The following is a 13907-nucleotide window of genomic DNA, read 5'->3' as shown; positions in this document are numbered from 1 at the left end:
ATGGCAGGCTCGTCGTCTGCCACGACTGCCCGACCCTTCGGAGGACCCCATGCCCGACGCCCACGGAGAACAGCCCGTCGCGGAGCGTGACCTGTCACGAGTCACGCTCTTCAGCGGCTCCGCGCACGAGAACTCGCCCGTCTACGCCGAGGAGACCGCGCGACTGGCGCGCGGGCTCGCCGAGGCCGGTATCGGGATCGCGTGCGGGGGTGGCCGCGTCGGCCTGATGGGGACCCTCGCCGACGCCGCGCTGGAGGCCGGCGGGGAGGTGCTCGGAGTGATGCCCCAGTCGCTGGTGGACGGCGAGATCGCCCACCAGGGCCTCACGCACCTCGAGGTGGTCCCGGACATGCACGCGCGCAAGCTGCGCATGGCCGAGCTCGGCGATGCCTTCGTCGCTCTCCCCGGCGGCGCGGGCAGGCTCGAGGAGCTGTTCGAGGTCTGGACCTGGCAGCAGCTGGGCATCCATGCCAAGCCGGTCGCGCTCTACGACGTCGCGGGCTACTGGCAGCCGCTGCTGACCGCCCTCGACGAGATGACCGCGGCAGGATTCCTCTCGACGCAGCTCCGCGCCTCCCTGGTCGTCGCGTCGGAGCCCGAGCAGCTGATCAGCGAGCTGAGCAGCTGGTTCGCCCCTGCCGCGAAGTGGGAGCGCCCCGACGCCGGGTCCACCGCCGCCACTGCACCCGAGGAGCGCCGTGCCGTTCGCTGACGAGATGATCGATCGACGTACCGCCCTCGATCTCGCCGACGCGCTCGAGACGGCCGCCCCCGGCACGCCGCCGGACCGCCTCCGCGAGACCGCCGAGTCCCTGTCGGCGCTGAGCCTTCGCGAACGGGTCGATGCGCTCCGCGCGGCGATGCTCCAGGACCTCGGCGACTCCTACCCGGACCTCGCCACGGTGGTCCGGCGGGCGATCCGCGATGCGCCGACGTTCCGCGGCTGGATGATCTGGCCGGCCTCGACCGCCGTCGCCGAGTCCGCGGCGGCCGACGGCGGCCCGGAGGCGACCTCCGACGCCCTCGACCTGCTCGCCGAACTCACCGGACTGCTGAGCTCGGAGTTCGCGCTGCGGATCCTGATGCGCCATGACCTCGAGCAGGTCCTGGAGCGGGCACTGGTGTGGACGGGCTCGGAGGATGAGCACGTGCGGCGCCTCGCCTCCGAGGGCACCCGTCCGTATCTGCCGTGGGCGGTGCGTGTTCCGCGCCTGACCGCGGATCCCGGCCGGACCATCCCGATCCTCGACCGCCTCCACCGCGACCCGTCGGAGTACGTGCGACGCTCCGTCGCGAACCATCTCAACGATCTCAGCCGCGACGATCCGGCGCTCGTCGTGGCCACGGCCGCCCGGTGGCTCGGCGCGACGGATGAGGCCGGCGGGCCCGATGCGCCGACAGGGCAGACGGCGCAGACGACACGGACGACGCAGAAGCTCGTCCGCCATGCGCTGCGCACCCTCCTCAAGCGGGGCGACCCCTCCGCCCTCGCACTGCTCGGGTACCCGGACCCCGCCGGCACCCTCGAGGTGGACGGACCGCACCTGGATCAGGAGCGAGTCGAGATGGGCGAGACGATCGAGCTGCGGGCGAGCGTGCGCAACACCGGCGCAGAGCCGGTGCGCCTGATGATCGACTACGTCGTGCACCACGCCACCGCGGGAGGCACGCAGAGCACGAAGACGTTCAAGCTCACCACGGCCTTCCTCGACCCCGGGCAGGAGCTCGCGGTGCGGAAGGCCCACTCGTTCCGCCCGATCACCACCCGCCGCTACTACGACGGGCCGCACGCGATCTCCCTCCAGATCAACGGGGTCGCCTCTGGCCGTCAGGACTTCCACCTGGGCGTCCCGTCGGCCGACTGAACGATCGAGCTGACCCAAGGAATCAGAGCGATCAGCGCGATCAGCGCATCGTCGCTGAAAGCTCCTGGTCGCTGAGCTCCCGATCGGAGTACACGAGCCGCACGGCCGACGGATCCGGGTTGCCGGCATCGGGGCCGCGATGGCGCAGGGTGAGCCCCACCTTCTCGGCGACCACGGCGGAAGCCGCGTTGTGCTCGAGCAGGTACGCGACGACAGGGAGCTCAGGATGCACCTCCCTGGCAGCGGCGATCGCCGCGTGGGACAGCTCCGTGGCGAGACCCCTCCCCTGCGCCTCGGGGGCGAAGCGGTACCCGAGGTTCCAGAACACGTCCTGCCGCACGGCGCATCCGCCGTGCCCCACCAGCACGCCGCCCTCCCGAGCGACCCAGGCGCCGAGTCCATGCGCCCGCCAGTCCTCCCGCCACCTGTCCAGGGCGCCTCGCGTCGTCGCGAGGTCGGCGAAGCGTCCGTTGGGCAGGTGGGTCCAGGTACGGGCGTCGGAGTAGATGCGGTGGAGATCCTCGAGATCTGCCTCGCGAGGAGCGTCGAGCTGCAGCCGTCGGGTCTCGCGAGGAGCCTGCGGGCGGCCGCTCACGGGCGCACCTCAGGAGGCCCCGAATGGCCCGCGAGCCCAGAGCGCCCCGTGTGTTCCGAGCCGTCGTCGCGGGAGCGCCGTCGGCCGATCCACACCACGCCCGCGGCCACCGCTGTGATCACGACCGCGATACCGACGATGTACCCGGCCACGCCCAGGTAGCCGCCTGCGACGAGGTGCGGATCGAGGAAGGGGTACGGGTACCACCAGGGGTCGCCCGTCGCCGGTCCGGTGACGAGGTTCGCCCTGATCATCGTGTACAGGGCCCAGAGGATCGGGAACACGACCACCACACCGATCGTGCGCCACGGGAGGGGGCCGCGCCGCGGCGCGATCACGGCATCGACCAGGAGCACGAGCGGGATCACCACGTGCAGCGTCTCGTTCGTCCACACGTCCGAGATCCCGGCGATCGAGATCGACCGCAGCAGCAGGTTGTAGACGATCCCGGTGACGACGATGTACGTGCTCGCGCACGCGAACAGGGTCGTGAGCCAGGCGGGCTCCACCGCGGTGCCGCGGCGATGGCGCAGCAGCCACACACCTCCGAGCACGAGCGCGACCACGCAGCTCACGTTCGACAGGATCGTGAAGTAGCTGAAGAAGTTCGCGACCACCGTCGGCACATCGGATCCCCAGGCGGTTCCCGCCGCGCGGGCATTGCTGATCGCGAGGGAGAGCTGCCGGAGGATCGCAGCGAGCGCGAGCGCCGCGGCGATCAGTCGAACGCAGGGCCACCAGGTCGTCATCGAGCATCCCCTGTTCGTCGCACCGACGGTGCATCGTATCCGACGAGCACGTTCGTCCGACCGAACTCCACCGTTTGCTAGCGTTCGAGCATGTCAGTCTCCACGCTCTCGACGAGCACCCAGAACTACCTCAAGGCGATCTGGAGCCTCGGGGAATGGTCGGCGGACCCCGTCTCCGCCTCCGCGCTGGCCGCGCGCGTCGGGGTGCGGCTCTCGACCGTCTCGGACGCGGTGCGAAAGCTGACCGAGCAGGGCCTGCTGGAGCACACCCGCTACGGCGCCATCGCGCTCAGCGCGCTGGGGCACGAGTACGCGCTGGCCATGGTGCGCCGCCACCGTCTGCTCGAGACGTTCCTCGTCGAGGTCCTCGAGTACAGCTGGGACCAGGTGCACGACGAGGCCGAGCACCTCGAGCACGCGGTCTCCGATTTCCTCATCGAGCGGATCGACCAGCACCTGGGACACCCCGCCCGCGATCCCCACGGCGACCCCATCCCGACCTCCGACGGTCGCGTGGACCGTCCGGATGCGATGCTGCTCGCCGCGGTCCCCATCGGGTCGACCGCCAGGGTGGAGCGCATCTCCGACGACGACCCCCACCTGCTCACCTACTTCGCCGAGCAGGGCATCGGGGTGGGCACGGAGCTGGAGGTGCGCCCCGGGGCTCCGTACTCCGAGGCGATCGAGGTGGCCCTCAGCGGGGTCGCTGCGGGCCTGTCCCTCGGACGATCCGCGACGAGCTCCGTCTGGGTCTCGGTCATCGCGCAGCCCGCGATCTCATGAACCTCGCGGGAGGACGGCCGCGCCATCACCGGGAGCTTCTCGCTCGGGCGACCCGGCGCACTGCCTCTGCTCGCGGCGCCGACGGGCGGTGAGCCCGCGCCCCAGCAGCCCGCGTCGGGGCTCGAGCAGATAGACGAGGGCGAACACCCCGCCCTGGACCAGCACGATGAGTCCCCCGGAGGCGGCGTCGAGCCAGAAGCTGAGGAGGATCCCCAGCACGGAGGAGCTCACCGAGATCGACGGGGCGAGGAGGAGCATCCGTCCGAAGCGATCGGTGAGCAGATGCGCGGTGGCACCGGGGACGATGAGCATCGCCACCACCAGGACGACCCCGACCACCTGGAGCGCGACGACGGAGGTCAGGGCGAGGACGCCCAGGAGCACACCGCCGAGGACCCGGGGCGACAGGCCGATCGCCTGGGCGTGGAGGGGATCGAAGGCGTAGAGCGTGAGGTCCCGGCGCTTCAGGACCAGCACCACGAAGGCGACCGCGGCCAGGAGGCAGATCTGGAACAGGTCCCCCGTGCCGACCCCCAGGATGTTCCCGACGACGATGTGGTTCAGATCGGTCTGGCTGGGCGTGACCGAGATCAGGACCAGCCCGAGCGCGAACAGAGTGGTGAAGACGATCCCGATCGCGGCGTCCTCCTTGACCCGGCTCGTGCCTCGGATCGCCCCGATGAGCACCACGGCCAGCACGCCGAAGATGAGTGCACCGAGCGCGAACGGGGCACCGAGCACGTAGGCGAGCACCACGCCGGGCAGCACGGCATGGGAGACGGCGTCCCCCATGAGCGACCAGCCGACCAGCACCAGCCAGCACGAGAGCAGGGCGCACACGATCGCCGCCGCCACGGTCGCCACGAGGGCCCGCACCATGAAGTCGTACTGCAGGGGCTCGAGGATCAGGTCGAGGGGGCTCATGCGGGGCCTCCCGTCCCGGACATGCCGAGCGGATCCGCGGTGCCGGGGCGATCGAGGGTGCCGAGCGGATCGAGGCCGAAGGCCTCCGCGAGCCGGTCGGGAGCGAGGGCCTCGGCGACCGGGCCGTGGAAGAGGACCCTGCGCTGCAGCAGCACGGTCTCGTCGGCGAGCTGCGGCAGGGCGTGCAGGTCATGGGTGGAGATGAGGATCGTGCGCCCTTCGGCGGCGAGGCCCCGCAGAAGCGCGACCATCGTGGCCTCGCTGCGCTTGTCGACGCCGGCGAACGGCTCGTCCAGCAGCAGCACCCGGGCCTGCTGGGCGATGCCCCGGGCCACGAACGCCCGCTTCCTCTGACCCCCGGAGAGCTGACCGATCTGGCGGGCGGAGAAGTCGGCCAGCTCCACCCGCTCCAGCGCCTCCTGGACGGCCCGGCGATCGACGGGTCGCACCCGTCGGGTGGCACCCTGCAGTCCGTAACGGCCCATCATCACCACATCCCGCACGGAGACGGGGAACGTCCAGTCCACGTCCTCGCTCTGCGGCACGTAGCCGACCAGGCCGGCCCGGCGGGCGACGCGGGGGTCCTTCCCCTCGATCCGGACGTCCCCGGCCTCCGGCCGCACCATGCCCATGATCGCCTTGAACAGGGTCGACTTCCCCGAGCCGTTCATACCCACCAGTCCCGTGACCCTCCCTGCGGGCACCTCGATGCTCGCCCCGTCGAGCGCGAGGACCTCGCCGTAGCGCACCACGATGCCCTGCACGCTGATCGCCGCGCTCACGCCGGATCCCCGGCGAGCGCGCCGACGATCGTGTCCGCATCATGGCGGAGCAGATCGAGGTACGTGGGCACGGGGCCGTCGGGCCCGGACAGGGAGTCGACGTAGAGCGTGCCTCCGAAGTCCGCCCCTGTGGCCGCGACCACCTGCTGCATCGGCTTGTCCGAGACGGTCGACTCGCAGAACACCGCCGGGATCCCGCGGGCGCCGACGACGTCGATCACGGACGCGATCTGCTGCGGCGTCGCCTGCTGCTCGGCGTTGACGGGCCAGATGTAGTGCTCCGTCAGCCCGGCGTCCCGGGCGAGGTAGGAGAACGCGCCCTCGCACGTGACCAGGGCCCGATGCGCCTCCGGCAGGGTCTCCAGCTCCGCCACGAGATCGTCCTGGACGTCCTGCAGCTGCGCGCTGTACTCCTCACCGCGAGCCGCATACTCCTCGGCGTGCTCTGGATCGAGCTCGCTGAACGCAGTGACCAGGTTGTCCACGTAGATCTGCACATTCACCGGGCTCATCCAGGCATGCGGGTTCGGCTTCCCGGCATCGGCATCTCCGGTGATGTCGAGGACATCCACCCCCTCCGAGACGACGACGTGTGGTGCGTCGACGGACTCCATGAACTGCTCGAACCACAGCTCGAGGCCGAGCCCGTTGTCCACGACGAGATCCGCTCGGGACGCCTTGGCGATGTCGCGAGGAGTGGGTTCGTACCCGTGGATCTCGGCGCCCACCTTGGTGATCGACTCGACCTCGAGATCGTCCCCGGCGACGTTCTGCGCGATGTCCGCGAGCACGGTGAAGGTGGTGAGCACGACCGGCTTCCCGCTCTCCTCGCCGCGGGGGTCATGCCCGCAGCCGGCGAGCACGAGGGCCCCCGCCAAGACGCTCGCCATCGCCGTCCACCATCGTCTACGCATGCTCACACATCTTTCTTCGCATCATCTGCTTCACAATGTTCGCCTTGTCGAATATTAGAGGATGCTAGTCCACCGGAGCGGGGCGCACCAGCGCGACCAGACCAACTAGAGCGAGCGGGGCGAGCGGGGCGAGCGCGTCCAGAACCCTCGCCTACTCGGGCGATGGCACCCCCGAGAGAGTTCCGAGCCACACCCCGATCGTCTTGCATCCATTGATGCATGCATTAGGGTGGAGCTCATGGACCCCCTCGAACTGCCCTGGCATGACGAGTCCCCGAGCCGCCCGCTCGCCGATCGCATCGCCGCCTCCGTGGCCCGCCGCATCGCCGACGGCGACATCGAACCCGGTGAGCTGCTCACCGAGGTCGAGATCGCCGCGCAGCACGGCGCGAGCCGCACCCCCACCCGCGAAGCGATGCTGACCCTGTCGAGCTGGGGCCTCGTGCGCCTGGTACCGAAGAAGGGATCGCTGGTCACGAGCCCGACGGCGCGGGAGCGGCGCGAGCTGCTGTCGGTGCGCTCGATGCTCGAGAGCCATGCGGTCTCCCGGATCGTGAGCGACGACGAGCTGCGCACGAGCCTGCTCGCCGCGCTCGACGAGTCCCTCGCCGAGCAGGCCGGCTCCGTCGGCCGCCCCGCGGAGTTCGCCGTCCACGATCACGCCTTCCACCTGCGGATCATCCGTCACGAGGGCAACAGCGTCGTCGAGGGGATCATCGGCTCCCTCGCCCCGCGGCTCTACCGCCTCTCCCGCCTCGCGGTGACGGCCCCGTCGGCCGATCTGCCGGCCCTGCACCGTGAGCACGTGGAACTCGCCGACGCCGTGCGCCGCCAGGACACCAACACCTTCCGTGCGCTCATCGAGCGCCATCTCACCTCCGGGCACGAGCACTACGAGGTCACGCCGTGAGCCGCGCCGTGCACAACGCCGCGGGCCACGGCGACGGTCGCAGGCCGGTGGCCTCCTGGCTGCGGGTCGCCCCCACCGGCTTCGTGCTCGCCTGGGGCGGCAACCACTTCACCCCGCTGCTGCACGTGTACGAGACGCTCGGCGGCTACGCCCCGTGGCAGGCGAACCTGCTGCTGGGGATGTATGTGCTGGGGATCGTGCCGGGCATGCTGCTGGCCGCGGCCCTGTCGGACCGCTACGGGCGCAAGCCCCTCACCATCGCCGGACTCCTCGCCGCCATGATCGCCAGCTCCCTGCTCGCGGCCGGGATGGGGAGCTTCGTGGTGCTGTGCGCAGGCCGCGTCCTCGCCGGGATCGGCGTGGGGGTCGGGATGTCGGTGGGCTCGAGCTGGATCAAGGAGCTGTCCGATCCGGCGCACGACGCGACAGCCACGGCGATCTCCGGCGCGAAGCGGTCCTCGCTCACCCTCACCCTGGGCTTCGCGATCGGCGCCGGGGTGACCGGCTCCCTCGCCCAGTTCGCGCCGCTGCCCGGCCAGCTGCCCTACGCCGCCCATCTGCTGCTGTGCCTGCTCGCGGCGGCCGCGCTGCTCACCGCCCCGGAGAGCCTGCCGCGTGAGCTGCGCGCCCGGGGCTCGCTGCGTGATGACCTGCGGGTCCCCTCGGCCGCGCATCCCGTCTTCATGCGCCTCGTGCTGCCGGCCGCGCCGTGGGTGTTCGCCGCGGCGGGCGTCGCCTACGCGATCCTGCCCAGCACCGTCGAGGACCGGATCGGGGACTCGGCCACGATCTACGCGACCGCGCTGACCGTGCTCACCCTCGGCATCGGCGCCCTCGCGCAGGGCACCGTCGGACTGCTGAACCGGCTCACCCGCGGACGCGCCCTGCTGGTGGGCATGAGCGGGATGACCGCGGGGATGATCCTCGCCGCCGTGGCGAGCGACCTGCACAGCCCCGTGATGGTCGTGGGCGTCGCCGCGCTGCTGGGCGCCTCCTACGGGGTGTGCGTCGTGGCCGGGCTGATCATCGCCCAGTCCCTCGCCACCCCGCGCGACCTCGCCGGGATCACCGGCGTCTACTATTCACTGTCCTACCTGGGGTTCCTGCTGCCCACGATCCTCGCCGCACTCACCCCGGTGCTGCCCTACACGGGCGGGCTCGTGATCGTCGCCGGGATCTGCGCGCTGTGCCTGATGTTCGTGGCGATCGGGCTGCGTCGACCGAACTGGTCGGCGCAGGATCCGGCGGGGCCGACGGCAGATCCGGCTGCGCCGATGCAGGATCCGACAGCGGCCGACGACGGCACAGACCGCACGACCGCCGCGGATCTGACCCTGAGCCGCTGACGGCGGGGCGTGCCAGGTCGAGCTGGGTCAGTCCGGTCCGGTCGGGTCCGGTCGGAGCGGGCGGCGTTACTTCGCCGGCTCGGCCCCGTCGCGCGCGCCAGCACCCTCGTCAGACAGGGCCTGGCGGCGCAGACGGGATTTCAGGTACTCCGCGGTCAGCAGGGAGATGAGCATCCCGACCAGAGTGACGGTCACCTTGTCATTGCCCGAGACGAGGGAGCTGTACGCGACGAGCATCGTCGCCACGACGAGCACTCCCACGATCAGAGTGATTCCTCTGTTTCCGATCACGATCATGGCCGCCACGCTACCCCTGGCCCGGCTCGGGCCACTCGGCAGCGCGGGAATCGGCGTTCAGCCGGTGACGGTGCTGGCGATCTCGTGCATCTCGTCGAGGCGGGCCCATTCGTCGTCGTCGCTGCCGGCGTAGACGTAGGAGATCCGCCCGGCGTAGCCGACGTCGCGCAGCACGGTGAGCGCGCGGGTGAGGTCCTCGGCGTCGAGCACACCCGGGGAGGATTCGCGGGCCTTGACCTGCGAGCATTCCGCCATGCCGGCGACCTGCGCGATCTGGTCGTACTTGTCCTCACCCGTCCAGTTGCCGGTGTCGATGAGGAAGCCGACCTCGCCGCCCAGCTGGTCGAACAGCTGGCGCGTGGTCGCCGCATCGATCAGCAGCGACTTCCAGTTCTCGGTGATCACCCGGATGTCCGGATGCTCGGCGGCGAGCTCCCGGAGCCGGCGGGCGCTGAGCGCGATCGTTTCCGGCGTCGGGGCCTGGTCCCCGGCGGGGACCCGTACGCGCGGCGCACCGAGCTGCTCGGCCACGCCGATCCAGCCCGACAGCCAGCGCTGCTGCTCCTCGCCCTGCTCGGGATGGGTCACGTCCCCGTCGTCCACGAGGAGACACTCGATGTCCACGCCGGCCGCGTCGAAGGCGGCGCGCACCTCGGTGAGGTAGGCGGTGTCGGTGCGGGGCAGGTAGAAGTGGCACAGCTGTGCGCTCGTGAAACCGTGCGCGGCGAGCTGAGCGGGCAGCTCGAGCAGGTCCAGTCCCCCACCGGAGGTGTTCTCCGTGAGCACGCCCGACGGGGCCGAGCCGGGCGCGACGTACCGCCCCATGGTCCGGAACACGGACCAGGTGTGCAGCGCCTTGGTGGGATCGAGCGAGTGGGCCATGGGATCTCCTGTGATCGGGGTGGCGAGCGAGGTGTCGCCGTCGGCACCAGGACATCATCGCGCATTGCTCAGTCCGCGAGGTGGCGCCAGCCCTCCGGAAGCGGCACGGGCGACGTATCGCGGGGCGGGATCCACCGGGACCAGTCGGCGCCGACCAGACCCCCTCCGCGACGAAGCAGCTCCGCGAGCTCCGCGCCGACGGACCGGAAGTAGGCGGCACGCTCGGGGCTGAAGGCACCCTGCTCGACGTACCAGTCCAGCTCGTCCTCGTCTTTGAACCGGACGGCCAGTCCCTCAGCGCCCGGGACTCCCTCGCCGACCACATCGAGCGCCCAGTCCTGGGTGTCGTAGCCGACGGCGCTGCGCCGCCAGGGAGATTCGAGGTTGCCGTACCAGTCCCCGACCCAGTTCTCGCCGTCGTGCCAGCGCCAGAGCGACCAGCAGCTCCCGCGCGGATGCACGCGAACCACCGTCGGCCCCTCCCAGGTGGCGACATCATGGGTGCCGTCCCACCCGGTCACGACGACATTGCGTCCGCGCGGGCCGGTCCGTCGGCCGGCGCGGGCGGCACGGTCGGAGCCGGGCGACGTCATCACGACGATCAGGTCCTCGTCGTCCTGCAGGACCGTTCCGGCGACGGCGAAGCTGACTGCCGGCTCCCGATCCGGAAAGTCCCGGATGCTGCGGATCGCGACCGCCGTGCCGACGGGGTGCGGGATCACGATGCTCTCCCCAGCTGGGCCCGGGATCGCCTCCAGCTGCTGCCTGACATCAGTGTCCATCGCGCCAGGGTAGTGGTCGGGGCGTCGATACCCTGAGCCCATGCCCACCCTGACCACCCGACCTGCCACGCCGGCCGACTCCGCGGACCCTGCTTTCGAGGATCTGCTCCCGGATCGCTGGCGGGAGGGTGACAACTGCCGCTCGGTGGTCGCCACCGACTCGGCGGGCCGTCTGCTCGGGCACTGTCGCGGCATCGACAACAGCTTCCATCCCGACTCCCGCTCGCTCGTGCTCGAGGTCCTGGACGGCGAGCCGTGGGACGAGGTCGCCGACGTGCTGCTCGAGGCCCAGATCGCGGTCTCGACCCTGCCGCTGCGGCTGAAGCCGGCGGCCCACGAGCCGGAGCTGCTGGACCTTTGCGCCCGCCACGGCGGCGTGCTCGTGCAGCTCATGCCACCCTGGCGCTACGTGGTCGATGATGCGATGCGCGCCTGGGCTGCGGAGCATCGCACGACGAGCGACGGCCTTCACGCCGGCCGCGTGGTCGACGCACGCCGCGAGGAGATGCTCGATCTGTACGTCGAGCACTACACCGCGCAGCACGCCCGCTGGTCCCCGGCGGCTGCCCCGACGGAGCTGCGAGCAGAGAACGCCCCGGACTTCGTGCCGGGCGGTGAGGGCAGCTTCGACCCCGATCGCAGCGTGGCGCTGGAGCGCGACGGCGTGATCGTCGCCCAGGCCCTGGCCTGGCCGCCCGAGCCCGACGGAGGCATCGAGATCACCCTTCAGTCCACGCCGCACGAGGGACGGACGGCACGGGAGGACATGGAGGCCTGCCTTGCCGCGGTCATCGACCGCAGCGCCGACGGCGACGTGCTGCTGATCGACTCGCACGCCACCGAGGAGCTGGAGTCCGCGATGATGCGCGACGTGCCCGGCCCCGCACCCCACCCGCAGGACACCTGGACCGCGATCGTCGGAATCCCCGTGCCAGGCGGTCCTGCGCCAACTCCGCTCCCCGCCGGGCTGATCCCTGCAGGCTCTGCCGAGTTCGCCGACCGTCTGCGGCACTAGCGACCCCGCGAACATCTGGATCGAGACCGGAAGCGAGTAAGGCGTTGCGCGCGTGCGCCCACCGCTCTAGCGTCAGCCGGATGCATCCTCACGCGGCAGCCCGCGCCCGTCTCGCCGCGATGGAGGTGGTGCGATCCCTCGGGCTCGAGGCCGACGAGATCGTCGACCTCCAGGACTCCAACCGGCTCACCGTGCGGGTACTGCCCTGCGATCTCGTCGCCCGCATCGCGCCCGCTGATCACACCGGGGCGCGGATCGAGGTGGATCGGGTGCTGCGACTGGCGGCGGCGGGGGCGCCCGTCGGCCGACTCGATCCGCGCACTCCCCCGCAGGTGCACTCGCGCGACGGCTTCGAGATCACCCTGTGGACCCACTACGCACCGCACGAGGACCGGGCGCTCCCCGCGGCCGAGTACGCGAGCGCCCTCGCCCGCCTGCATGCCGCGATGCGCGCCGCAGATCTCGACGTCTCGCCAGTGGGAGACCGGGTCGCCGAGGCGCTCGCCCTCGTCGACGACCCGGTGCGCACCCCGCGCCTCCCCGAGGCCGACCGTGTGTTCCTGCGCGGGACCCTGCAGAGCCTCGGCGAGGAGGTGAGTCAGCGCGGGCCCCAGCAGGTGCTTCACGGGGAACCCCATCCGGGCAATGTGCTCGACGCCGTGGGAGGGCCGCTGTTCATCGACCTCGAGACCTGCTGCCTAGGGCCGGTCGAGTTCGACCTCGCCCACGCGCCGGCGCCGGTCGCGGCGAACTACCCGAACGTCGACCTCGAGCTGCTCGAGGACTGCCGGATCCTGTCCCGCGCCCTGGTGACGACCTGGCGCTGGGACCACGAGGACTCCCTGCCGGACGGGCAGCTGCTGGGCATCGGCTGGCTCGACCAGGTACGAGTGCTCATGACCCATCGCCGCAGGCCGGAAGCAGCTCCCCCCACGCTCACGATCATCTGCGGGCTCCCCGGCACCGGGAAGACCACCGCCGCAAACCAGATCGTCGAGGCCACCGGGGCGGCGCGGTTCAGCCCCGACGACTGGATGTCCCGGCTGGGCAGCTCGCAGTGGGACGAGAGCCTGCGCGAGCGCATCGAACAGCTGCAGTGGCGGATCGCTCAGGAGCTGCTCCAGGAGCGAGTGGACGTGGTCATCGAGTGGGGCACCTGGGGGCGCGAGGAGCGCGACCGCCTGCGCGAGGGCGCCCGAGCGCTCGGCGCCCGCGTCGAACTCCTCGTCCTGGACGCCGACGACGACGAGCTGTGGCGACGCATCAGCGCTCGCGCCGCGGAGGACCCGCCGATCACCCGGGAGCACCTCGCCGCCTACAGAGCGGCGTTCGAGGTTCCGACGGCCGACGAGCTCGCGCTGTACGACGCTCCTCGCAGCAGCATGCAGCTCTAGCCGTGCTCGGCCGATAGATCGAGAGGCGGTACGCGATGTCGTCCAGGGCGTGTCCGGAAGGCTCTTGCCACACAGGTCATGTACGTTTCGTCGGTCCAAATGTACAATCAGAACATGTCGACCATCAGCGCTTCCGACGCACGCAAGAGCTTCGCAGCCGTCATCGAGACCGCCCAGCATGAGGCGGTCCTCGTCGAGCGTCGAGGCGAGGTCCAGGCGGTCGTTCTCAGTCCAGCGGAGTACGAACGGCTCAAGGACGCCGCCGAGGAGTCCGAGGACGCCCGAGCCTTCGACGCGGCCATGGCCGAGGAGGGACCGAACATCCCCTGGGAGCAGGTCAAGAGCGATCTCGGGTGGTGACTACGTGCCCTACGAGATCGAGGTACGCCCCGCGGCGTTGCGCGCGCTGAAGTGCATCGACCACCAGGATCGTCGCCGCATTCAGGGCGCGATCGCACTGCTCGCCGCCGAACCCCGACCCCCGGGCGCGAAGGCGTTACAGGGTCGAGATGGCTTGCGCATACGCGTCGGCGCCTACCGCATCATCTACACCGTCGAAGACACTCGCCTGCTCGTCGTCGTCGTCACGCTCGGACACCGCCGCGACGTGTACGACCGCTGAACGGACGAGTCGGCCCACCGCGACGACGGGGTGTCGATGTCGGCCCG

The 13907-nt window shown here is 70.9% G+C and carries 17 protein-coding genes; 9 read left to right on the top strand and 8 right to left on the bottom strand.

Annotated elements, in window-relative coordinates; all coding sequences use genetic code 11:
- Positions 1–49: 49 nt before the first annotated feature.
- Positions 50–712 (top strand): LOG family protein, encoded by a 663-nt coding sequence (locus ACT3UL_RS05125; protein WP_444577071.1) that lies wholly within the window; start codon positions 50–52, stop codon positions 710–712.
- A 4-nt stretch (positions 713–716) separates the two neighbouring features.
- The gene (locus tag ACT3UL_RS05120; protein ID WP_444577070.1) at positions 717–1865 is read left to right on the top strand and encodes a DNA alkylation repair protein; all 1149 of its coding nucleotides are present in this window, start codon (positions 717–719) and stop codon (positions 1863–1865) included.
- Between the two features lie 40 nt (positions 1866–1905).
- On the opposite strand, the gene ACT3UL_RS05115 is transcribed toward ACT3UL_RS05120, so the two are convergent.
- Positions 1906–2460: a GNAT family N-acetyltransferase gene (locus ACT3UL_RS05115; RefSeq protein ID WP_444577069.1), complete on the bottom strand. Its 555-nt coding sequence runs from the start codon at positions 2458–2460 to the stop codon at positions 1906–1908.
- Positions 2457–3209 carry a Pr6Pr family membrane protein gene (locus ACT3UL_RS05110; RefSeq protein WP_444577068.1) on the bottom strand — a complete coding sequence of 251 codons (753 nt, stop codon included), beginning with the start codon at positions 3207–3209 and terminating at the stop codon, positions 2457–2459. Before ACT3UL_RS05110 ends, ACT3UL_RS05115 begins: the two co-directional genes overlap by 4 nt.
- Before the next feature lie 90 nt (positions 3210–3299).
- Between ACT3UL_RS05110 and ACT3UL_RS05105 the strand changes: the two genes are divergently transcribed.
- Positions 3300–3992, top strand: a complete 693-nt coding sequence (locus ACT3UL_RS05105) for a metal-dependent transcriptional regulator (protein ID WP_444577067.1) — start codon at positions 3300–3302, stop codon at positions 3990–3992.
- Here the strand turns inward: ACT3UL_RS05105 and ACT3UL_RS05100 are convergent.
- From ACT3UL_RS05100 to ACT3UL_RS05090, 3 genes are read right to left on the bottom strand one after another with little or no spacing between them, the layout of a single operon-like run.
- Complete coding sequence (locus ACT3UL_RS05100) at positions 3987–4916, bottom strand: metal ABC transporter permease (protein ID WP_444577066.1); 930 nt, start codon at positions 4914–4916, stop codon at positions 3987–3989. The genes ACT3UL_RS05105 and ACT3UL_RS05100 overlap by 6 nt on opposite strands.
- A complete protein-coding gene (locus ACT3UL_RS05095; protein WP_444577065.1) occupies positions 4913–5698 on the bottom strand; it encodes a metal ABC transporter ATP-binding protein in 786 nt (261 codons plus the stop codon). Before ACT3UL_RS05095 ends, ACT3UL_RS05100 begins: the two co-directional genes overlap by 4 nt.
- Positions 5695–6588: a metal ABC transporter substrate-binding protein gene (locus tag ACT3UL_RS05090; protein WP_444577064.1), complete on the bottom strand. Its 894-nt coding sequence runs from the start codon at positions 6586–6588 to the stop codon at positions 5695–5697. The genes ACT3UL_RS05095 and ACT3UL_RS05090 overlap by 4 nt, the downstream gene beginning before the upstream one ends.
- Before the next feature lie 262 nt (positions 6589–6850).
- Between ACT3UL_RS05090 and ACT3UL_RS05085 the strand changes: the two genes are divergently transcribed.
- Together ACT3UL_RS05085 and ACT3UL_RS05080 are read left to right on the top strand one after the other, a co-directional pair.
- Positions 6851–7522, top strand: a complete 672-nt coding sequence (locus ACT3UL_RS05085; RefSeq protein ID WP_444577063.1) for a GntR family transcriptional regulator — start codon at positions 6851–6853, stop codon at positions 7520–7522.
- Positions 7519–8868 carry an MFS transporter gene (locus ACT3UL_RS05080; protein WP_444577062.1) on the top strand — a complete coding sequence of 450 codons (1350 nt, stop codon included), beginning with the start codon at positions 7519–7521 and terminating at the stop codon, positions 8866–8868. The genes ACT3UL_RS05085 and ACT3UL_RS05080 overlap by 4 nt, the downstream gene beginning before the upstream one ends.
- 66 nt (positions 8869–8934) lie before the next feature.
- Here the strand turns inward: ACT3UL_RS05080 and ACT3UL_RS05075 are convergent, their stop codons facing one another.
- From ACT3UL_RS05075 to ACT3UL_RS05065, 3 genes are all read right to left on the bottom strand, one after another.
- On the bottom strand, positions 8935–9165 hold the full coding sequence (locus ACT3UL_RS05075; protein ID WP_444577061.1) for a hypothetical protein: 231 nt from the start codon (positions 9163–9165) through the stop codon (positions 8935–8937).
- A 57-nt stretch (positions 9166–9222) separates the two neighbouring features.
- Complete coding sequence (locus ACT3UL_RS05070) at positions 9223–10047, bottom strand: sugar phosphate isomerase/epimerase family protein (protein ID WP_444577060.1); 825 nt, start codon at positions 10045–10047, stop codon at positions 9223–9225.
- A gap of 68 nt (positions 10048–10115) precedes the next feature.
- Positions 10116–10829 (bottom strand): DUF402 domain-containing protein, encoded by a 714-nt coding sequence (locus ACT3UL_RS05065; protein WP_444577058.1) that lies wholly within the window; start codon positions 10827–10829, stop codon positions 10116–10118.
- A gap of 40 nt (positions 10830–10869) precedes the next feature.
- Between ACT3UL_RS05065 and ACT3UL_RS05060 the strand changes: the two genes are divergently transcribed.
- From ACT3UL_RS05060 to ACT3UL_RS05045, 4 genes are all read left to right on the top strand, one after another.
- Complete coding sequence (locus tag ACT3UL_RS05060) at positions 10870–11844, top strand: hypothetical protein (RefSeq protein ID WP_444577057.1); 975 nt, start codon at positions 10870–10872, stop codon at positions 11842–11844.
- Positions 11845–11924: 80 nt separating this feature from the next.
- Positions 11925–13238 carry an AAA family ATPase gene (locus ACT3UL_RS05055; RefSeq protein WP_444577056.1) on the top strand — a complete coding sequence of 438 codons (1314 nt, stop codon included), beginning with the start codon at positions 11925–11927 and terminating at the stop codon, positions 13236–13238.
- Between the two features lie 114 nt (positions 13239–13352).
- Positions 13353–13598: a type II toxin-antitoxin system Phd/YefM family antitoxin gene (locus tag ACT3UL_RS05050; RefSeq protein ID WP_444577055.1), complete on the top strand. Its 246-nt coding sequence runs from the start codon at positions 13353–13355 to the stop codon at positions 13596–13598.
- 4 nt (positions 13599–13602) lie between these two features.
- On the top strand, positions 13603–13860 hold the full coding sequence (locus ACT3UL_RS05045) for a type II toxin-antitoxin system RelE family toxin (protein ID WP_444577054.1): 258 nt from the start codon (positions 13603–13605) through the stop codon (positions 13858–13860).
- Positions 13861–13907: the final 47 nt, after the last annotated feature.

Source organism: Brachybacterium sp. 107, assembly GCF_052379725.1.
Classification (GTDB): Bacteria; Actinomycetota; Actinomycetes; order Actinomycetales; family Dermabacteraceae; genus Brachybacterium.
The sequence above is the reverse complement of the archived record's forward strand: the minus strand, read 5'-3'. Positions and strand labels throughout refer to the sequence as shown.